This window comes from Mycobacterium senriense (assembly GCF_019668465.1).
Lineage (GTDB): Bacteria > Actinomycetota > Actinomycetes > Mycobacteriales > Mycobacteriaceae > Mycobacterium > Mycobacterium senriense.
Map to the genome: position 1 here is coordinate 3,067,167 of NZ_AP024828.1, position 19,489 is coordinate 3,086,655.

Annotated in this window: 19 protein-coding genes; 6 read left to right on the plus strand and 13 right to left on the minus strand. The window is 67.5% G+C overall.

Annotated features, from left to right (window positions below):
- Nucleotides 1-228: 228 nt before the first annotated feature.
- The 5 genes from MTY59_RS14820 to MTY59_RS14840 are packed head-to-tail and all read left to right on the plus strand — an operon-like array spanning nucleotide 229 to nucleotide 4,453.
- Nucleotides 229-957 carry a lytic transglycosylase domain-containing protein gene (locus MTY59_RS14820; RefSeq protein ID WP_221046455.1) on the plus strand — a complete coding sequence of 243 codons (729 nt, stop codon included), beginning with the start codon at nucleotides 229-231 and terminating at the stop codon, nucleotides 955-957.
- Between the two features lie 56 nt (nucleotides 958-1,013).
- On the plus strand, nucleotides 1,014-2,303 hold the full coding sequence (gene eno, locus MTY59_RS14825) for a phosphopyruvate hydratase (RefSeq protein WP_221041817.1): 1,290 nt from the start codon (nucleotides 1,014-1,016) through the stop codon (nucleotides 2,301-2,303).
- A gap of 20 nt (nucleotides 2,304-2,323) precedes the next feature.
- Nucleotides 2,324-3,031 carry an FtsB family cell division protein gene (locus MTY59_RS14830; protein ID WP_221041818.1) on the plus strand — a complete coding sequence of 236 codons (708 nt, stop codon included), beginning with the start codon at nucleotides 2,324-2,326 and terminating at the stop codon, nucleotides 3,029-3,031.
- Entirely contained in the window at nucleotides 3,024-3,512 is a 489-nt protein-coding gene (locus MTY59_RS14835; protein ID WP_221041819.1) for a DUF501 domain-containing protein, read from the plus strand. The genes MTY59_RS14830 and MTY59_RS14835 overlap by 8 nt, the downstream gene beginning before the upstream one ends.
- Complete coding sequence (locus MTY59_RS14840) at nucleotides 3,506-4,453, plus strand: Ppx/GppA phosphatase family protein (protein ID WP_221041820.1); 948 nt, start codon at nucleotides 3,506-3,508, stop codon at nucleotides 4,451-4,453. The genes MTY59_RS14835 and MTY59_RS14840 overlap by 7 nt, the downstream gene beginning before the upstream one ends.
- A 77-nt stretch (nucleotides 4,454-4,530) precedes the next feature.
- On the opposite strand, the gene MTY59_RS14845 is transcribed toward MTY59_RS14840, so the two are convergent.
- The 10 genes from MTY59_RS14845 to MTY59_RS27695 all read right to left on the minus strand — a co-directional run bounded on the left by MTY59_RS14845 (nucleotide 4,531) and on the right by MTY59_RS27695 (nucleotide 15,798).
- Nucleotides 4,531-5,211, minus strand: coding sequence for a response regulator (locus tag MTY59_RS14845; protein WP_221041821.1), 681 nt, complete (start codon nucleotides 5,209-5,211; stop codon nucleotides 4,531-4,533).
- Complete coding sequence (locus MTY59_RS14850) at nucleotides 5,208-7,784, minus strand: sensor histidine kinase (RefSeq protein ID WP_221041822.1); 2,577 nt, start codon at nucleotides 7,782-7,784, stop codon at nucleotides 5,208-5,210. The genes MTY59_RS14845 and MTY59_RS14850 overlap by 4 nt, the downstream gene beginning before the upstream one ends.
- A gap of 12 nt (nucleotides 7,785-7,796) precedes the next feature.
- Nucleotides 7,797-8,720, minus strand: coding sequence for a potassium-transporting ATPase subunit C (locus MTY59_RS14855; protein WP_221041823.1), 924 nt, complete (start codon nucleotides 8,718-8,720; stop codon nucleotides 7,797-7,799).
- A 1-nt stretch (nucleotide 8,721) separates the two neighbouring features.
- A complete protein-coding gene (kdpB, locus tag MTY59_RS14860; protein WP_221041824.1) occupies nucleotides 8,722-10,872 on the minus strand; it encodes a potassium-transporting ATPase subunit KdpB in 2,151 nt (716 codons plus the stop codon).
- A complete protein-coding gene (gene kdpA / locus MTY59_RS14865) occupies nucleotides 10,872-12,542 on the minus strand; it encodes a potassium-transporting ATPase subunit KdpA (RefSeq protein WP_221041825.1) in 1,671 nt (556 codons plus the stop codon). Before kdpA ends, kdpB begins: the two co-directional genes overlap by 1 nt.
- Entirely contained in the window at nucleotides 12,543-12,632 is a 90-nt protein-coding gene (locus tag MTY59_RS14870) for a potassium-transporting ATPase subunit F (protein ID WP_221041826.1), read from the minus strand. It abuts the gene before it with no gap.
- Nucleotides 12,629-12,712, minus strand: coding sequence for a potassium ABC transporter ATPase (locus MTY59_RS14875; RefSeq protein ID WP_067128756.1), 84 nt, complete (start codon nucleotides 12,710-12,712; stop codon nucleotides 12,629-12,631). The genes MTY59_RS14870 and MTY59_RS14875 overlap by 4 nt, the downstream gene beginning before the upstream one ends.
- A 303-nt stretch (nucleotides 12,713-13,015) precedes the next feature.
- The gene (locus MTY59_RS14880; protein WP_221041827.1) at nucleotides 13,016-14,545 is read right to left on the minus strand and encodes a sensor histidine kinase; all 1,530 of its coding nucleotides are present in this window, start codon (nucleotides 14,543-14,545) and stop codon (nucleotides 13,016-13,018) included.
- Complete coding sequence (locus tag MTY59_RS14885; protein ID WP_221041828.1) at nucleotides 14,542-15,315, minus strand: response regulator transcription factor; 774 nt, start codon at nucleotides 15,313-15,315, stop codon at nucleotides 14,542-14,544. The genes MTY59_RS14880 and MTY59_RS14885 overlap by 4 nt, the downstream gene beginning before the upstream one ends.
- Nucleotides 15,316-15,666: 351 nt before the next feature.
- Entirely contained in the window at nucleotides 15,667-15,798 is a 132-nt protein-coding gene (locus tag MTY59_RS27695; protein WP_284145215.1) for a hypothetical protein, read from the minus strand.
- 216 nt (nucleotides 15,799-16,014) lie between these two features.
- Between MTY59_RS27695 and MTY59_RS14890 the strand changes: the two genes are divergently transcribed.
- Nucleotides 16,015-17,376 (plus strand): PPE family protein, encoded by a 1,362-nt coding sequence (locus tag MTY59_RS14890; protein ID WP_221041829.1) that lies wholly within the window; start codon nucleotides 16,015-16,017, stop codon nucleotides 17,374-17,376.
- A gap of 111 nt (nucleotides 17,377-17,487) precedes the next feature.
- Here the strand turns inward: MTY59_RS14890 and MTY59_RS14895 are convergent, their stop codons facing one another.
- The 3 genes from MTY59_RS14895 to MTY59_RS14905 all read right to left on the minus strand — a co-directional run bounded on the left by MTY59_RS14895 (nucleotide 17,488) and on the right by MTY59_RS14905 (nucleotide 19,451).
- Nucleotides 17,488-17,772 (minus strand): WXG100 family type VII secretion target, encoded by a 285-nt coding sequence (locus MTY59_RS14895; protein ID WP_221041830.1) that lies wholly within the window; start codon nucleotides 17,770-17,772, stop codon nucleotides 17,488-17,490.
- Nucleotides 17,773-17,816: 44 nt separating this feature from the next.
- Nucleotides 17,817-18,113, minus strand: a complete 297-nt coding sequence (locus tag MTY59_RS14900) for a WXG100 family type VII secretion target (protein WP_064881136.1) — start codon at nucleotides 18,111-18,113, stop codon at nucleotides 17,817-17,819.
- Between the two features lie 159 nt (nucleotides 18,114-18,272).
- On the minus strand, nucleotides 18,273-19,451 hold the full coding sequence (locus MTY59_RS14905) for a PPE family protein, SVP subgroup (protein ID WP_221041831.1): 1,179 nt from the start codon (nucleotides 19,449-19,451) through the stop codon (nucleotides 18,273-18,275).
- Nucleotides 19,452-19,489: the final 38 nt, after the last annotated feature.

Here is a 19,489-nt window from a genome sequence, read left to right on the forward strand (position 1 = left end):
TTTGTCATCGGCCGCTCGGTAATATCGCGGATGAGGTTGCGAATCCCCGTGGTCGGCGAAGGTCTGACTGCGCTAGCCGAGACGACGAGCAGCTAACCGAACGTTAGCTGAAACCGGCGAGAGGTCGGTGCGCCGAGGCCCGAGGCAACCGGGTAGTTGCCGAACGCATGGGACGATGGTGTGGCGGAAGTTGGTGCAGGCGAGTTTAGGGGAGCTCAGAAAAGCATGGTGTCGCCGAGGCGTTGGATGCGCGCGGCCGCCGTGATCGGCGCGACCGCGATCGTTCTGGCCTCAAGCTGCACCTGGCAGCTCAGCCTGTTCATCCCCGACGGCGTCCCGCCACCGCCCGGGGATCCGGTGCCCGCGGTGGACACCCACGCCAGCGGCCGGCCCGCGGATCAGTTGCGGGAGTGGGCCCAACAGCGGTCGGCGGGGCTGGAGATCCCGGTGATCGCGCTCGAGGCCTACGCCTACGCGGCCCGGGTCGCCGAAGTCGAGAACCCGAAATGTCACATCGCGTGGACCACGCTGGCCGGCATCGGTCAGGTCGAGAGCCACCACGGCACCTACCGCGGCGCGCGGCTGGCGCCCAACGGCGATGTGAGCCCCCCGATTAGGGGCGTCCGCCTCGACGGCAGCGGCGGCACGCTGCGCATCGTCGACACCGAAGAGGAGGTCACGGACGGGGACGGTGTGACGCGCGCCATGGGGCCGATGCAATTCATCCCGGAGACGTGGCGGCTCTATGGTGTCGACGCTCACAACGACGGCCGCGTCAGCCCGGACAACATCGACGACGCCGCGCTCGCGGCGGCCGGGTATCTGTGTTGGCGCGGAAAGGATCTCGGGACGCCTCGTGGCTGGATCACGGCGCTGCGCGCCTACAACAACTCCGGCGTCTACGCCCGGGCGGTCCGCGATTGGGCGACCGCTTACGCGAAGGGCCACCCGCTGTAGCAGGATGTATCGCTGACCGGCAAAGCACGCACCGGCGACGACGCAAGGAGAACTCAGTGCCGATTATCGAGCAGGTCGGGGCCCGCGAGATCCTCGATTCCCGCGGTAACCCGACAGTCGAGGTCGAGATAGCCCTGATCGACGGGACGTTTGCCCGCGCGGCCGTGCCGTCCGGCGCGTCGACGGGCGAGCACGAGGCCGTCGAGCTGCGCGACGGTGGCGAGCGTTACGGCGGCAAGGGCGTGCGGAAAGCGGTGCAGGCCGTGCTGGACGAGATCGGCCCGGCGGTGATCGGCTTGAACGCCGACGATCAGCGGCTGGTGGACCAGGCGCTGCTGGATCTGGACGGCACCCCCGACAAGTCGAGGCTGGGCGGCAACGCGATCCTGGGCGTGTCGCTGGCCGTGGCCAAGGCCGCCGCCGATTCCGCCGCGCTGCCGCTGTTCCGCTACCTCGGTGGCCCGAACGCGCACATCCTGCCGGTGCCGATGATGAACATCCTCAACGGCGGCGCGCACGCCGACACCGCCGTCGACATCCAGGAGTTCATGGTGGCGCCGATCGGTGCGCCCAGCTTCGCCGAGGCGTTGCGCTGGGGCGCCGAGGTGTACCACGCGCTGAAGTCGGTGCTGAAGAAGGAGGGCCTGAGCACCGGGTTGGGCGACGAGGGCGGTTTCGCCCCCGACGTGGCGGGCACCGTCGCGGCCCTGGACCTGATCAGCCGGGCCATCGAGTCGGTCGGTTTCAAACTCGGCTCCGACGTGGCCCTGGCGCTCGACGCGGCGGCCACCGAGTTCTTCACCGACGGGACCGGCTACAAGTTCGAGGGTGCCACCCGCACCGCCGAGCAGATGGCGGACTTTTACGCCGGCCTGCTCGGCTCGTACCCGCTGGTGTCGATCGAAGACCCGCTGTCAGAAGACGATTGGGACGGCTGGGCGACCCTGACCGCGTCGATCGGTGACCGGGTGCAGCTGGTCGGCGACGACATCTTCGTCACCAATCCCGAGCGCCTGGAAGAGGGCATCGACAAGGGTGTGGCAAATGCGTTGCTGGTCAAGGTGAATCAGATCGGCACGCTGACCGAGACGCTGGACGCCGTCGCGCTCGCCCACCACAGCGGCTATCGCACGATGATGAGTCACCGCAGCGGCGAGACCGAGGACACCACGATCGCCGACCTGGCGGTTGCCGTCGGCAGCGGGCAGATCAAGACCGGCGCACCGGCCCGCAGCGAGCGCGTCGCCAAGTACAACCAGCTGCTGCGGATCGAGGAGGCGCTCGGTGACGCCGCGCGCTACGCGGGCGACCTGGCGTTCCCGCGGTACGCCGTGGAGGCGAAATAGCTTGACGTCCAACGGCTGACATGGCTGACGCGAAACGGCCCGACTCGAAACGGCGCTCCCCGGCTGCACGCCCGGGGAAGGCCGGCGATTCGGGGCGGGGCCGCCGCACGGCCAAGCCGTCCTCCAAGCCGTCTTCGCGGACGTCGCCCACGGCGAACCAGACCGGTCGGACCGCCACGCGAACGCAGCAAGAGCATGTCGTCGAGCCCATCACGCGCCAGGCCGCCGAATCGGTGGAGCAGCGCTCCGAGCAACGGCTGGGTTTCACCGCGCGCCGGGCGGCGGTGCTGGCCGCGGTCATCTGTGTGCTGACGTTGACCATCGCCGGACCGGTGCGCACCTACTTCGCGCAGCGCACCGAGATGAATCAGCTGGCCGCCAGCGAGGCGGCGCTGCGCCGTCAGGTCGCGGACCTGGAGCAGCGCAAGGCCAAACTCGGTGACCCGGCCTACATTGCGGCGCAGGCACGCGAGCGGCTCGGCTTCGTCAAACCCGGGGACATCCCGTTCCAGGTTCAGCTTCCGCCGTCGGCGGCCGAGCCCGTGCAGCCGGGATCGCCGTCGGCGAAACCGGCCAACGGTGACCCCTGGTACACGTCGCTGTGGCACACCATCGCCGACACCCCGCACCTGCCGCCGACCAAAGCGCCTGCGCCCGAAGCCCCGCCGCCCGAACCGGGATCCCCGGGCCCGGTGCCCGCACCGAATCCCACGGGTCCCGGTGGCTGACCATGCCGACCTGGAAGCGGTGGCGCGCCAGCTGGGGCGTGAGCCGCGCGGGGTACTCGAAATCGCTTACCGGTGTCCCAATGGTGAACCGGGTGTGGTCAAGACAGCGCCAAAACTGCCTGACGGCACTCCGTTTCCGACGCTTTACTACCTGACCCATCCGGCCTTGACGGCCGCCGCCAGCAGATTGGAGACCACCGGGTTGATGCGTGAGATGACCGAAAGGCTGCGCCACGACCCGGAATTGGCGGCCGCCTACCGGGGCGCCCACGAGTCGTATCTGGCCGAACGGGACGCGATCGAACCACTGGGCACCACCTTCTCCGGCGGCGGGATGCCCGATCGGGTCAAGTGTCTGCACGTGCTGATCGCCCATTCACTGGCCAAGGGCCCCGGTGTGAATCCGTTCGGCGACGAGGCGCTGGCGATCCTGGCCGACGAGCCCGCGATGGCCGGCATCTTGGTGGCCGGCCAATGGTGAACGGCAGGCTCGCGGGAATCGACTGCGGTACCAACTCAATCCGGTTGCTGATCGCCGACTTCGACGGCGGCCGGCTGCGCGACGTGCACCGCGAGACCCGGATTGTGCGGCTGGGTCAGGGCGTCGATGCGACCGGTGAGTTCGCGGCGGACGCGATCGCCCGCACCCGCGCGGCGCTCGCCGATTACGCGGCCTTGATCAAAGCGCATGGCGCGCAGCGGGTGCGGATGGTGGCCACGTCGGCCGCCCGCGACGTCGCCAACCGCGACGCCTTCTTCGCGATGACGGCCGAGGTGTTGGGCGCGGTGCTGCCCGGGGCGGTTGCCGAGGTGATCACCGGCGCCGAGGAAGCCGAGCTTTCGTTCCGCGGAGCTGTCGGCGAGCTGGACACTGCGACAGGCCCTTTCGTCGTCGTCGACCTGGGTGGCGGCTCCACCGAGATCGTGATCGGCCGCGACGCGGTAACGGCGAGCTACTCGGCGGACATCGGCTGCGTGCGGCTGACCGAACGCTGCCTGCATTCGGACCCGCCGACGCCCGAGGAGGTGGCGGCGGCCCGGCAGGTGGTGCGCGAACGACTCGAGGTCGCGCTGGGTGTGGTGCCCGTGCAGGGGGCGAAGACCTGGGTCGGGCTGGCCGGGACGATGACGACGCTGTCCGCGCTGGCCCACAACATGACGACGTATGACTCTGCGGCCATTCATCTTTCGCGTGTTTCGGGTGATGACCTGTTGTCGGTGTGCGAGCGGCTGATCGGCATGACACGGGCCGAGCGCGCGGCGCTGCCGCCGATGCACGAGGGCCGCGCCGACGTGATCGGCGGGGGCGCGATCGTTGTCGAGGAGCTGGCGCGCGAACTGCGCGCCCGCGCGGGGATCGACGAGCTGACGGTCAGCGAGCACGACATCCTGGACGGTATCGTGTTGTCGATCGCCGAGTAGGTCACAAACGCCGCCCCGCGCGGAAGCCAAAGTGGCGGGCGGGATGAAAACGGCGCGCGGTTTCGGCCCTCGCGGGCTCAAGCCTCGAAGCGATACCCCATGCCCGACTCGGTCAGCAGGTGTTTGGGGTGCGACGGGTCGTTCTCGAGTTTGCGGCGTAGTTGCGCGAGATACACGCGCAGATAATGCGTTTCGGTGGCGTACGCCGGGCCCCACACCTCTTTGAGGAGTTCCTCGCGGCCGACCAGCTTGCCGCGGTTGCGGACCAGGACCTCGAGCATCCCCCACTCGGTCGGGGTGAGGTGGACTTCGCTGCCGTTCTTGGTGACCTTCTTGGCAGCCAGATCGACGGTGAACGATTCGGTCTCGATGACCGGTTGCTCCAGTTCGGAGGCGGCGGTGTTGCGGCGCACCGCCGCGCGCAGCCGGGCCAAGAACTCGTCCATCCCAAAGGGTTTGGTCACATAGTCGTCGGCGCCGGCGTCCAGCGCCTCGACCTTGTCCGACGAGTCGGTGCGCGCCGACAACACGATCACCGGCGCGGTGAGCCAGCCGCGCAGGCCGTCCAGCACATCGATGCCGGAGATGTCGGGCAGGCCGAGGTCGAGGATCACCACGTCGGGTTTGTGCTCGGCGGCCGCGCGCAACGCGCCGGCCCCGCTTGACGCGGTGATCACCTCGTAGCCCCGCACGGTCAGGTTGATCCGCAGCGCACGCAGGATCTGCGGTTCGTCGTCGATCACGAGTACGCGCGTCATACCGCGTCCACCGCTTGCGGCACGGCCATATCCACGATCACGGTCAGTCCGCCTCCCGGCGTGTCGGTGGCCGTAATTGTCCCACCCATCGCCTCGACGAAGCCCCGCGCCACGGACATCCCCAGGCCGACGCCGGTGGTGTTGTCGTGATCGCCGAGTCGCTGAAACGCCTCGAAGATCTGGTGCTCGGCCCCATCCGGAATCCCGGGGCCTTCGTCGATGACGTTGATCAGCACGCGATCGCCCACCCGTCCGGCGTTGACCCGCACCACACAGTTGGGCGCGTAACGCAGCGCGTTGTCGATCAGGTTGGCCAGGACGCGTTCCAGTAGCCCGGGATCGGCCATCACCATCGCATCGGCCACGTCGACCTTGACCCGGTCGATGGCAGACCGGAAGAATCCGGTGGCGCCCTTCCCGATGCTGACCAGGGCCCGCTGCACGGTCTCCTCCAGATACACCCGACGCAGATCCGGGTGGATCACCCCGGCGGCCAAACGCGATGAATCGAGCAGGTTTCCGACCAGCGCGGTCAGCTGATCGATCGACTCCTCGATGGTGGCCAGCAATTCGGCGGTGTCGGCGGGGGAGAAGGCGACGTCCTCGGCGCGCAGGCTGGAGACGGCGACCTTGGCCGCCGCCAGCGGCGTGCGCAGGTCGTGGCTGACCGCCGACAACAGGGAGCGCCGCAATTCGTCGGCCCGGACGATCGCCTCGGTCCGGCTGGCCTCGTCCGCGAGCTCACGCTGCCTGATCAACCCCGCGGCCTGCCTGGCGACCGCGCCGAGCACCCGCCGGTCGCGCGCGGAGAGCTTTCTGCCCGCCAACAGCATCCAGAACTCGTCGTCGCCGACCTCGATCGCGGTGTCGGCGGAATCGACGGTGACACAGGGATCGCGGCCCACGCAGGCGACGACCTCGTTCCTCCCGCCGCCGGCACGCGCTTCCTCGCCCGGCTCGCGCAGCATGCTGACCGCCCGCTGCGCATAAGTCTCACGCACCCGTTCGAGCAGCGTCTCGAGATCGGCACCCCGCAGTACTGAACCCGCGAACAGGGTCAGCAGCTCCGCCTCCTGCGAGGCGCGACGGGCCTCCCGGGTGCGTTTGGCCGCGAAGTCGACCAGCACCGCGACGGCGACCGCGATGAGCAGCAGCACCAATTCGGTGATGGCGCTGTTGGGTTCGGCGATGGTGAAACTGTGCCGCGGAGCGATCAGGAAGTAGTTCAGCAACAACCCGGACAGCACCGCCGAAAGTGCCGCGGGGGCAATGCCTCCCAACAGCCCGACCGACAGTACGCCGACAAAGAACAGGGCGCTCTCGCCGCCGGTATCCAGATACGGGTCCAGCGTCGTCACGGTGATCGCGCAGATAACCGACGGCACGATGAAGGCCGCCAGCCACGACGCCACCCGCCGCTCGCGGGGCGCCAGCGAGGACGCGCGGAAGCCGCGTTTGGATTCCTCGTGGGTGACCAGGTGCACGTCGATCTTCCCGGACAGCTCGACGATCCGCGGGCCGATTCCCTCCTCGAACAGCCGCGCCCAGCGCGACCGGCGGGAGGTGCCGACCACCAGCTGCGTCGCGTTCATCTCGCGGGCGAACTCGAGCAGGGCCGTGGGCACCTCGTCGCCGACCACGGTGTGCATCGACGCATCCAGGCTGTTCGCCAGCTCCCGGATCTTGGCCATCCGTGCCTCCGACAGCCCGGCCAGCCCGTCACCGTGGATGACGTGCACCACCATCAGTTCGGCGGTCGACTTCGAGGCGATCCGGGATGCCCGTCGTACCAGGGTCTCGGACTCGGGACCACCGGTGACCGCCACCACGACCCGCTCGCGGGCCTCCCACATGTCGGTAATCTTGTTCTCGGCCCGGTAGTTGGCCAGCGCGGTGTCGACCTGGTCGGCAAGCCACAGCAACGCCAATTCCCTTAAGGCGGTGAGGTTTCCACGTCGGAAGTAGTTGGACAGCGCCGCATCGATGCGATCCGGGGCGTAGACATTGCCATGAGACAACCTGCGGCGCAACGCCTCTGGTGTGATGTCGATCAGCTCGACCTGCGACGCCTGGCGCACGATCGAGTCCGGTATGGTCTCCTTCTGCTCGATCCCGGTGATCTGTGCGACGACGTCGTTCAGGCTTTCCAGGTGCTGCACGTTGACCGTGGAGATCACGGTGATCCCGGCGTCGAGCAGTTCCTCGACGTCCTGCCACCGCTTGGGGTTTTTGCTGCCCGGCGTATTGGTATGCGCGAGTTCGTCGACCAGGACGACCTGGGGGCGGCGCGCCAAAACCGCCGGCACGTCGAGTTCCGGGAAGCTGCCGCCGCGGTAGTCGACATAGCGCGGCGGAATCACCTCGATGCCCTCAAGCAGCTCAGCGGTTTTCGACCGCCCGTGGGTTTCCACCACGCCCGCGACCAGATCGGTGCCGCGTTCCAGCCGCCGATGTGCTTCGCCCAGCATCGAGTACGTCTTGCCCACGCCCGGAGCCGCACCCAGGTAGATGCGTAACTCCCCGCGCTTGGGATGGTGGTCGCGGAGGTTGACGTCACTCACGTCAACCATCATCCCCCCTCGCCGCTAGCTCGTGACCGGATACCGGTGGTCGAGTTGCAGATTTAGTTGCAGCACATTGACGCGCGGTTCACCGAAAAACCCGAGGCCCCGGCCGGTGCTGTTCTGCGCGACCACTTCACGTATCTGATCTGCGCTGACGTGACGCACTTTGGCCACCCGCGCCACCTGGATATCGGCATACGCGGGCGAAATGTTCGGGTCCAGGCCGCTGCCGCCGGCGGTCACGGCGTCGGCGGGCACCGCAGGATCGGCCGGTGCGGCGCCGCGGATCGGCACCATCTGCCCGATCGTGTAGTCGTCGCCGTACTTGGCACATTCGACCCGTACGCCCTCGTAGAGCGTGAGGAACGGCGTGGTCGTCGATCCGCACGGCTCGTTGACGCTGACCACCCGGGTCGGGTGGATGACGTTGCCGCGTGCGTCGCGCGGGCCGATCACCGACAGCACCGCTCCCACGCCGCCGCCCGTGCAGAACGGCCGCGACCCATCGACTCCCTCGAGCTTGCCCACCGCGGCGCTGCGTGCGCACACCGTCGTCAACAGGCTCGGTTTGAAACCCGCATCCGACGCGGACTTGCCGGCCGCCAGTTGCGACGGGTCGGCGGGCGTGTCGACGATGCTTTCCGGGCCCAGATTGCTGCCGCCGGACGACATCGGGTCATACCCGGTACCGGCCGCCGAGGGGCGACTCTGGAAGTACTGCGGCAGCGCATTGCCGTCCTTATCGGTGAACGACTGGCCGATCAGCCCGCTGCCCAACGGCTTTCCGCTGGCGGACAGAATCGACCCTTCGGCCTGGTCACGTAGTCCGGGAAACTGTGCGACCACCCAGATGAACAGCGGATAGGCCAGGCCGGTGATCACGGTCAGCACCAGCAGCGCGCGCAATGCCGCCCAATGCAGGCGGACGAAATTCGACAACGTCATGTCAGGACATCCCTGGGATGAATTGGACGATCAGGTCGATCAACTTGATTCCGATGAACGGGGCGACGATGCCGCCGAGGCCATAGACATAGAGGTTGCGGCTCAACAGCTTTGACGCGCTGCTCGGCGTGTACCGCACGCCGCGCAGCGACAGCGGTATCAGCATGACGATGATGATCGCGTTGAAGATGACCGCGGACAGGATCGCCGATTGCGGGCTGTGCAGCCGCATCACGTTGATCAGATCCAGGCCGGGGAACAGTGCGACGAACATCGCCGGGATGATCGCGAAGTACTTCGCGATGTCATTGGCGATCGAGAAGGTGGTAAGCGCACCCCGGGTGATCAGCAGCTGCTTGCCGATTTCCACGATCTCGATGAGTTTGGTGGGATCGGAATCCAGGTCGACCATGTTGCCGGCCTCTTTAGCGGCCGACGTGCCGGTGTTCATCGCCACACCCACGTCGGCTTGTGCCAGGGCGGGCGCGTCGTTGGTGCCGTCGCCCGTCATCGCGACCAGCTTGCCGCCCGCCTGCTCGCGCTTGATCAAGCCGAGCTTGTCCTCAGGCGTGGCCTCGGCCAGGAAGTCGTCGACTCCGGCCTCGTCCGCAATCGCTTTGGCGGTCAACGGGTTATCGCCGGTGATCATCACCGTCCGGATGCCCATCCGCCGCATCTCGTCGAACCGCTCGCGCATGCCCTGCTTGACGACGTCCTTGAGATGGATGACACCGAGCACCGCCGCTTCGCCGTCGCGGCTTTCCCCGACCACCAGCGGGGTGCCGCCGCCGGCCGAGATGCCGTCGACGACGTCGCCGAGCTGCTGGGGGACATTACCCCCTTGGGCGCGTACCCATTCCGCGACCGAGCTCGCCGCACCCTTGCGCAGCAGGTGACCGTCGAGGTCGACACCCGACATCCGGGTGGTGGCCGAGAACGTCACCCATTGGGCCTGGGACAGCTCGCCCGGTGTGCGCGCACGCAGCCCGAAGTGCTGCTTGGCGAACACGACAACCGAACGGCCCTCGGGTGTTTCGTCGGCGAGGCTGGACAACTGTGCGGCGTCGGCCAGTTGTTCTTCGGAGATCCCGTCGAGTGGGATGAACGCCGCGGCCTGCCGGTTGCCCAGCGTGATGGTGCCGGTCTTGTCCAGCAGCAGGGTATTGACGTCGCCGGCGGCTTCCACCGCCCGCCCGGACATGGCGAGGACGTTGCGCTGTACCAGACGGTCCATGCCGGCGATGCCGATGGCCGACAGTAGCGCACCGATCGTCGTCGGGATCAGGCACACCAGCAGCGACACCATCACGATGCCGGTGACGCCGCTTGCGTTGAGCGCCTGGCCATCCGGGACGCCGGGGTTGTTCGCCTTCGAGTAGATCGCCAACGGCTGCAAGGTCGCCACGGCGAAGACGAAGATGATCGTCAACGCGGCCAACAGGATATTCAGCGCGATCTCGTTCGGGGTCTTCTGCCGGTTGGCGCCCTCGACGAGCGCGATCATCCGGTCGATGAAGCTCTCCCCGGGCTTCTGGGTGACCTTCACGACGATGCGGTCGCTGAGCACGGTGGTGCCGCCGGTGACCGCGGAACGGTCGCCGCCGGACTCGCGGATAACCGGCGCCGACTCGCCCGTGATGGCCGATTCATCCACCGAGGCAATGCCTTCCACGACGTCACCGTCGCCCGGGATCACCTGCCCGGCCTCGACCACGACGATGTCGCCCCGCTGCAGCTGAGGCGCGGCGACCGCTTCCTCGACGGCGGTCGCGCCGGGTACCCAGTCCCGCAGGCGCCGGGCCATGGTCTGGGTCTTGGCGCGCCGCAACGTTTCGGCCTGCGCCTTGCCCCGGCCTTCGGCCACCGCCTCGGCCAGATTGGCGAACAACACCGTGAGCCACAACCAGATCACGGTCAGCCAGGCGAACCACGTCGGGTCGATGACGGCCAACGCGGTGCTCCATGCGGCGCCGACCTCCACGATGAACATCACCGGGTTGCGCCACAGGGTGCGTGGGTTGAGTTTGCGCAGCGCGTCCGGTGTGGCCTTCCACAGCATCTTCGGGTCGAGCAGTCCGCCCTGCACCCGTTTTCTGCCGGTGGACACCGCCGGCTGGGTCCGCTCGGTGGGGTGGATCGCGGTCGCGGTCATCAGTGGATCCCTTCAGCGAGAGGCCCGAGCGCGAGCATGGGCAAGAACGTGAGGGCAACGACGATCAATGTGACGCCGGCGACCATGCCCACGAACTGCGGCCGGTGGGTGGGCAAGGTGCCTGCCGAATCCGGTGTGCTGCCCTGCCTCGCCAGTGACCCGGCCAGGGCCAGCACCAGCACGATGGGCAGAAACCGGCCGATTACCATGGCCAGGCCAAGGGCCGTGTTGTACCAGTCGGTGTTGACGCTCAGCCCGGCGAAGGCCGACCCGTTGTTGTTGCCCGCCGAGGTGAACGCGTAGAGCACCTCGGAGAGCCCGTGCGGTCCGCCGTTGAGCATGCCGGCCCGCTCGCCGGGCAGCGCCATCGCGATCGCGGTGCCGGTCAGCACGATCAGCGGTGTGACCAGGAAATAGCTTGCGGCAAGCTTGATTTCGCGGGGGGTGATCTTCTTGCCGAGATATTCGGGGGTACGCCCGACCATCAACCCGGCGACGAAGACGGTGATCACCGCCAGCATGAGGATGCCGTACAGGCCTGAGCCGGTGCCGCCCGGGGCGACCTCGCCCAGCTGCATGTTGAACATCGCGATCATGCCGCCCAGGCTGGTCAGCGAGTCGTGGGTGGAATCGACGGCGCCGGTGGAGGTGAGTGTCGTCGCCGCGGCGAACACCCCCGAGTCGGTGACGCCGAAGCGCTGCTCGACTCCCTCCATCGCCGAGCCGATCGCGGTCGGCACCGTGCCGTGGTGCTGCGCCTGGAACCACAGCATGAACGTCGTGCTGGCCGTGTAGAGCGTCGCCATCACGGCCACGATCGCGAAGCCCTGCTTGGTGTTACCCACCATGCGCCCGAAGGTGCGCGGTAGCGAGAAGCCGATCACCAGGATCAGGAAGATCTCCAGCCAGTTGGTCCACACGGTCGGGTTCTCGAACGGGTGCGCGGAGTTCGCGTTGTAGAACCCGCCGCCGTTGGTGCCGAGCTCCTTGATGACCTCCTGGCTGGCCACCGGGCCGCCGGTGATGGTCTGCTGGGTCCCGTTGACGGTGGTCACCATCTGGTCGTGCAGGTGGAAGTTCTGGATCGCCCCGCCGGCCACCAGCAGGATCGCGCTGAGGACGGCGATGGGCAGCAGGATCCGCAGCGTTCCGCGGACCAGATCGACCCAGAAGTTGCCCAGCTCGCCGGTGCGTCGGCGGGCAAACCCGCGCACCAGCGCGACGGCCACCGCCATCCCGACGGCGGCCGACACGAAGTTCTGCACCGCCAGGCCGGCCATCTGCACCAGATGGCCCTGCGTGGACTCACCGGAGTAGGCCTGCCAGTTGGTGTTGCTGACGAAGCTGACCGCGGTGTTCCACGCCAGCGAGGGCGTCATCCTGGTGGCCGGATCGTGCAGATGCAGGGGCAATTTGTCCTGCACGAGTTGGAGCACGAACAGGAACAGGATGCTGACCGACGAGAACGCCAACACGCTTCGTGCGTAGGCGCCCCACGTCTGCTCCTTGCGGGCGTCGACCCCGATCAGTCGGTAGACCGCCCGCTCGGCATACAGGTCCTTCTCCGAGGTGTATACCCGAAACATGTAGTCCCCGAAGGGCACATGCACCACCGCCACGGCCGCGACAAGAACGAGAAAGAATCCGATCCCGGCCGTTGTCGTGTTCACTTAGAACCTCTCCGGGAACAGCAGGGCGCCACCGATATAGAGCGCGATGACGATGGAAAGCACCAAGCCGATCGCATTCTGGTAGTTCACAGCCGCTCGACCAACTTCTGGGCCAGGCCGAGTGCGGCGAACACCGCCACGGTCAGCACGAGGTACACCACCACGCCCATCATTTCTCCGTCCCGCGCGCCAATCACAATGCATACGAAAGCGACCTCGGTGAGCCAGCCACAGTGCAGTCTCGCCAGGCAAGATCAGCTCGAAATTATCGGGACGTCATCCGCCGGGGCGCTCGATTGACGGTTTCCTAACGGACGCACACTGCACATTTACGGTTTCTTAACGCCCCCGGGCGGCCGCATTGGCCGGCGCCGCCCCGCCGACGGTGCCGGTCCGGCCGGGGGACCGACCGAGGTCGCCAATCATCCTCTGTGACAAAAACTTCCATGCCGGGCGTCATCGCCGTCGGCGAGTTAAGGTGATGATTTGTCGGCGCTCGACATCAACGGGAGCCGCACCCGGAACACCGTGCCGCCCTCGTTGGATTCGGCGGTGACCGAACCATGATGGGCCTTGACGATCGAGCTGACGATGGCCAGACCCAGCCCGTTGCCCGAGCCGTTGGATCTCGACTTGTCGGCCCGAACGAACCGTTCGAACAACTTGGGCAGTAGCTCCGCGTCGATGCCCGGACCGTCGTCGGTGACGGTCAGCTCCGCGTAGGGCGCCCCGGGACCGCCACGGCGGCAGGTGATTCCGGTGGTCACCGTGACCCCCGGCGGGGTGTGCACGCGGGCGTTGCTGAGCAGATTGCTGACCAGTTGATGTAACCGGGCGTGATCGCCGCGCACCCAAACCGGCTCGTCGGGCAGGTCTTTGAGCCAGTGATGCGTCGACGCTGCCACGGTCGCATCGTTCACCGCATTGCTGACCACCTCGGCCAGATCGACGTCCTCGGACTGCAGGTCTTGCCCTTCGCCCAGGCGGGAGAGCAGCAGCAGCTCGTCGACGAGCGAAGCCATCCGGCGGGCCTCGGACTCGATGCGGGCCAACGCGTATTCGGTGGTCGGCGGCAGGGCCGAACTGTCCTGGCGGGTGAGTTCCGCATAGCCCTGAATGGCCGCCAGCGGTGTGCGCAACTCGTGGCTGGCGTCGGTGATGAACTGCCGCTGCCGAAGATCCGAGTCGACCCGATGCGCCAGCGCGCTATCGACGTTGTCCAGCAAGCGGTTCAGCGTGTGCCCGACGATCCCGACCTCATTTTGCGGGTTGGTGTCTTGCGGTGGTACCCGGACGCTGATCCGGTGGTCATCGTCGGTGAGCGGCATGGCGGCGACGCCGGCCGCGATCGACGCAAGCCGGCGCAGCGGCCGAAGCGTGTAACCGACCACCCACACGGTGAGTCCGGCGGTGAGCACCAACGCCGCCGCGGTGAGCACGATGGTGGTCAGCTGTTTGCGGGCGATGATCCGGTCGGCGAGGTTCTGCGACGTCCCGACCACCAGGACGTCGGACCCGGCGACGGTGCTGTCGACGCGGTAAGGCCCCAGCTTGCCGAGGATCTCGGTGCGCGGCGGCCCATCACCCCACGTCCGCGCCTGCAGGTCGCGGACGACGTCGGCCGGTGCGGGCTTGGGTTCGTCCTCAGAGAAAACCGCCGATCCGATCACGGTGCCGTTGTGCAGCACCGCGATCAGGTTTCCCGGCGTCTGCCCGGTGAACTCTAGCATCGCCTGGTCGATCGGCGGGGTACCGGGATGCGACGAAACATGTTCGCCGTTACGGTATTTGGTGTACTGGTGGCTCAACGCGTCCAGGGACTCGGCGACATCGGCATCGCTCATGGCATTGACATAGCCGCGCAGGCTCAGCACCGAGACGATCCCGACCGTCACCAGCACCACGCTGACCACCGCCAGCACACCCAACAGCAGTTGACGGCGTAGCGAGTGGGGGAACCACCGCGGAAAGCCCCCGGATGCGGCGTCTGGGTCTCGGGTCATTCCGCAGGCCGCAGCATGTACCCCACACCGCGGACGGTATGAATCATCGGTTCGCGCCCCGAGTCGATCTTCTTCCTCAGATAGGAGATGTAGAGATCCACGATGCTGGTGCGGCCGGCGAAGTCGTAATTCCAGACGCGGTCCAGGATCTCGGTGCGGCTCAGCGCACGGCGGGGATTGCGCATGAGGAAGCGCAGCAATTCGAATTCGGTGGAGGACAGCGATATCGGGTCGCCATCGCGGGTGACTTCCCGGCTCGCGCTGTCGACCCTGAGGTCGCCGACCTTGAGGGTTTCGGCCGTCGGCGTGGGCTGCTGGCCGGAGCGGCGGAGCAACCCACGCAGCCGGGCGACCAGCTCCTCGAGGCTGAACGGCTTGGTCATGTAGTCGTCGGCGCCCGCGGTCAAACCGGTGACGCGGTCCATCACCGAGTCGCGCGCGGTGAGGAAGAGCGTGGGGGTGTAGGCGTCGGATTGGCGGACGCGCTCCAGGATCCGCAATCCGTCCACGTCGGGAAGCATGATGTCGAGGACGAGGACGTCTGGATTGACCCGATCGAACTTGGCCATCGCCTCGCGCCCGTTGTGGGCGATGTCAACGACCCATCCTTCGTAGTGCAGCGCCATCTTCACCAGATTGGTCAGTGCCGGCTCGTCGTCGACCAGCAAAACCCTGATGGGTGACCCGTCGGCCCGGTAGATCCTGGGCAGCTGCCCCAGGATGGCTTGGCGTGGGCGCTGCGCGCCTGAGTATCCCGACATTACGGTCATGCTCCTACATTCTGGCAAGCCACACACGGGACTGTCACGGAGTTCATAGAATTCTCAAATGTAGGCCTGTTCGCCAGGTCACATCCGGTCCGGCTCAAATATGTGTTCTCTATGTGCCGCGTGTGTCGCCTTGAGATGAAGTGCCGATCGAAAAATACTGGAATGCAGAGTCGTTGGTTTGACGGACGTGATCCGGTACCTGGTCGCGCTCGCCAAATCAACGGTGCCAGAATCAATTTCATCTAGAGCGCAACCGCTGCGCTGCAGCCAATGTCGTTGACTGCCCAAAACGCGCGACGACGTCCGGGGACGACGGTGTCCCATTCTTCATAACTTTCAAGTCACATCGTGTTACGAATAGTGGTTCATCGATATGTCTTTCGTGGCGCAACCCGGTTGCGCGAAGTCCCAAACACTGAGCTCGGTGCCGACCCGGATCGGCGGCGATGCCCCGACGCGCACGACGGTGGCCAACGCAGACACGGCGCATCCTTTCCGCGACGGCATCGCGTTCCGGGCCACCCGACAGGCGTCGACCGGTGGATCCGAAGGTACGGCCTTACCCGCCGGTGCTGAATCGGCCGCGCCCCACCCGGGACCGAACCGGCTCCGGGGCGCCGTGTGGCTGCGTCGCCGCGGGCCGGTGCCGTTTGTCGCGTCCGGCCGGCCCAGCAAACTTTTCTAAGATTAAGGAAGACAATGGATTTCGGCGCGTTGCCCCCGGAAGTCAATTCCGGGCGGATGTATCTGGGGCCGGGCCCCGGGACGCTACTGGTCGCCGCGGCGGCATGGGACGCACTGGCCGCTGAGCTGAGCGCCGCCGCGGGCGGATACGAATCGGTGATCACCACCCTGACCAACGATTGGCTGGGCCCGACGTCGATGTCGATGGCGGCCGCCGTCGCGCCGTACGTGTTGTGGCTGCGGGCAACCGCCGAGCAGTGCGAGCAGTCGGGCATGCAGGCCGCGGCCGCCACGGCCGCGTACGAAACCGCCTACGCGATGACGGTGCCACCGCCGCTCATCGCGGCCAACCGCGCTCAACTGATGACCTTGGTTGCGACGAACTTCGTCGGGCAGAACACCCCCGCCATCATGGCCACCGAGGCGCAATACGGCGAGATGTGGGCGCAGGACGCCGCCGCGATGTACAGCTACGCGGCCAGTTCGGCAACCGCTTCAACATTCAGCGCGTTCCCGCCACCACCACAGACGACGAATCCCGGCGGCCTGACCGGTCAGGCGGGTGCGGTCGCTCACGCGACCGCGGCCCAGGCCGGTGGCCAGGCCCAGGCGGCCTCGGCGCACGCGATGTCCTCGGTGCCGCAAGCGCTGCAGAGCTTGTCCACCCCGGGCTCGTCAACGGGCACGGGGCTGTCGCAGGCCGCGATGGGCACCGGGGCGTCGCTGGGGTCGTCCGGCGCCTCCGCCCCGATCAGCGCGCTATCGAGCTTGTCGGGCACCAGTAAAGGTGCCACCAAGGGCGCGAGCACCGGCCTGGGGGCCGTGCAGGGCGTCAGCTCCGCGCTCGGCGGTGCCGCGGGGTCCGGGGACGCGGCCGGCCTGGCGTCGGATGCGATCGGGCTGGGTTCCGATTTCGCCGGTCTGGGCGCCGACGGTGCCGGGTTGGGCGGCGACGGCGCTGGAGTCGCAATGGACGTGTACGGCCTGGGGCTCGACATGGAGGGCGCGGGTTCGATCATCGGCGCCGAAGGGGGTGCGGCCCCGGGCTTGGGAAACCTGGGCGACCTGGGCGCGCTGGGCAGCCTCGGGCCGGTGGGGGGACTCGGCGCAACCACATCGGCGAGTGTGGGCCAAGCGTCGTCGCTCGGCACTCTGTCGGTGCCGCCGGCGTGGGCCGAGACGGTTTCGTCCGTCGCGCCGCTGCCGGCTTTCGACGCCGCCGCACCCGGGGCGGTGGGCGCGGTGTCATCACCGGCAACAGGCACGGGCATCTCCAAGCTGCCGCTGGGCGCGATGGTTGGCCGCGAGTCCGACGGTGGGGAACACCGAATCGGGTTGCGCCCGTCGCTGTTTCCGCGTTCGCCGGTGGCCGGATAGCCACGCCCGGCACAAATCGGGCTTGCGCCGTTGCGGCACAAGCCCGTCCGTCTACCGAAAACCCGGGGCCGCACACCAAGTGGTGTGCGGCCCCGGTGTCGAGATGAGGTGTCAGGCCCAGCTGGACCCGACGGCGCTGTCGGTGCTGGCCATGTTGCTGCCCGCGGACTGGACCTTCTGTCCGTGGGAGTTGGCCTGCTCGTAGATGACCTGGAAGTTGCGACCCAACTGGGTGATGAACTCCTGGCATGCCACCGAACCCGAACCGCCCCAGAAGTCGCCGGCAGCAAGCACATCGCGAACGATGGCCTGGTGCTCCTGCTCCAAGGACGCGGCCTGGGCGCGGATCAAGGCACCGTGGGCGTCTACATCGCCGAACTGGTAATTGATGCTCATTTGCTTAGCTCCTTAAAAGTGTTGGGCGACAGCCGCTTGGACTGCTAGCTGCCGAGGATCTGCTGCGAGGCCTGCTCTTGCTGCTCGTAGTTGTTCGCGTCGCGAATCAGCCCGTCACGCACCCCGTGGAGCATGTTGACGATGTTGCGGAAGGCCTGGTTGACCTGTCCCATGGTGTCGTACGAGGTGGCCTGGGCCTGACCGCTCCAGCCCGAGCCGGCGATGTTCATCGACGACGACCACATCTTGCGAGCCTCGTCCTCGACGGTCTGGGCGTGGACCTCGAAGCGGCCCGCCATCGCCCGCATCTCGTGCGGGTCGGTCATAAAACGTGTTGCCATGTCGGCTGTCTCCTATCTTGAAGCTTCAGTTCGCCGAAGTCTTAACAGTTGTAATTGATGCAGCGGTGGCCGCGTTGTAAATAGACTACGGCCTGCCGGTTAATTGCTCGCCTCAAATGGGTGACATGTACCCCCTTCTTCCCATATCAGCGGACCCTCTCAGACGACAACCTGTTTGGGCATGACGATCGGCTTGAAGCCGTACCGCGGCCCGGCGCCGTAGGCACCGGCGCCCTTTGCTGCCGCCGCCATTCCGGGCATACCGGGCATCGCGGTGACCGGCTCGGCGGTCTCGGAGGCGACGGTCCAGCCCGAGCCCTCGAGTGGCGCGGTGGCCGAAGCCAACTGCGTCGCCGGCGCGGCTGCAGACCACGTGGGCGGCACCGACAGACGGCCGACCGTGGACGCCTGCCCGGCGGCTGCCGATGTCGCCGCGCCCAGGCCGCTTCCCGGCGCCACCGAGCTCACCATGGTGCCTTCGGTGATGCCCGCAACACCGTCGGGCGCCACGTCACCGACGGCGATGGACGGCACGGTACCCAGGGTGTGGCCCAGCGACACCGCGGTCGGGATGGCGTTCATGGTGAACCAGGCCCCGGTGTTGACCGCGCCGTTGATGCCGTTGAGCACGGACGGCGTGCCGAGGAAGTTGTCGATCGAGGACAAGATGCCTGTGGTCTGGAACGGAAGGGTGGGCGCCGCGGCCGCCAGAGGCGCCGCCGCGAGGGGCGCTGCGAGCGCCTGAGCCGTGCCGCCGGTCGCACCACCGGCGAGGGCGGTGTTGTCCACGACCGCGGCGGCCGCCGGGTCGGTGGTCGACGTCAGCGGCGTCACCGGGGTCAGCGCCCCGGCCGCCGCCGAGGACGCCTGGTACGCCGCCATCGCGGCGGCGTCCTGGGCCCAATACTCGGCGTACAGGGTGTCCAGCGCGACGATCGCGGGGGTGTTCTGGCCGAGCACGTTAGACGCGACGAGCGCCGCCTGGGTGGCCCTGTTCGTGGCGATCACCGGTGGCGGCACCACCGCTGCGAACACCGCCTCGAACGCGGCCGCCGACGCCGTGGCCTGGGCACTGGCCTGCTCGAGCGTCGCCGCCGTCTCGGTCAGGTAGGTGACGATGGGCTGGGCCGCCGTGGCCGCCGCCGCCGACCCGCCGCCCGTCCACTGCTCGCTGGTCAGCAGCGCGACGATCGACTCCCACTGGGTGGCCGTCGTGCTCACCTCGGCGGCCAGGTTGGCGTAGGCCGTCGCCGCCGCCATCAGGGGCGCCGCGCCCGCACCGGAGTAGATGAGCGAGGAGGTGATCTCCGGGGGTATTGCCGCAAAACTTAGCACCATTTCTGTCCCGCTCCTTAGTTGTCTGTTCGAATGCGACG

Coding starts and splice junctions, on each gene's coding strand:
- MTY59_RS14850 (WP_221041822.1), bottom strand. CDS start 7,784: ATGATGGTTGACGTGAGTGACGTCAACCTCCGCGACCACCATCCCAAG.
- MTY59_RS14830 (WP_221041818.1), top strand. CDS start 2,324: ATGGCTGACGCGAAACGGCCCGACTCGAAACGGCGCTCCCCGGCTGCA.
- MTY59_RS14900 (WP_064881136.1), bottom strand. CDS start 18,113: ATGGCAACACGTTTTATGACCGACCCGCACGAGATGCGGGCGATGGCG.
- MTY59_RS14880 (WP_221041827.1), bottom strand. CDS start 14,545: ATGACCCGAGACCCAGACGCCGCATCCGGGGGCTTTCCGCGGTGGTTC.
- kdpB (WP_221041824.1), bottom strand. CDS start 10,872: ATGACCGCGACCGCGATCCACCCCACCGAGCGGACCCAGCCGGCGGTG.
- MTY59_RS14895 (WP_221041830.1), bottom strand. CDS start 17,772: ATGAGCATCAATTACCAGTTCGGCGATGTAGACGCCCACGGTGCCTTG.
- MTY59_RS14840 (WP_221041820.1), top strand. CDS start 3,506: ATGGTGAACGGCAGGCTCGCGGGAATCGACTGCGGTACCAACTCAATC.
- MTY59_RS14845 (WP_221041821.1), bottom strand. CDS start 5,211: ATGACGCGCGTACTCGTGATCGACGACGAACCGCAGATCCTGCGTGCG.
- MTY59_RS14885 (WP_221041828.1), bottom strand. CDS start 15,315: ATGACCGTAATGTCGGGATACTCAGGCGCGCAGCGCCCACGCCAAGCC.
- MTY59_RS14875 (WP_067128756.1), bottom strand. CDS start 12,712: ATGGGCGTGGTGGTGTACCTCGTGCTGACCGTGGCGGTGTTCGCCGCA.
- MTY59_RS14905 (WP_221041831.1), bottom strand. CDS start 19,451: ATGGTGCTAAGTTTTGCGGCAATACCCCCGGAGATCACCTCCTCGCTC.
- MTY59_RS14890 (WP_221041829.1), top strand. CDS start 16,015: ATGGATTTCGGCGCGTTGCCCCCGGAAGTCAATTCCGGGCGGATGTAT.
- MTY59_RS14855 (WP_221041823.1), bottom strand. CDS start 8,720: ATGACGTTGTCGAATTTCGTCCGCCTGCATTGGGCGGCATTGCGCGCG.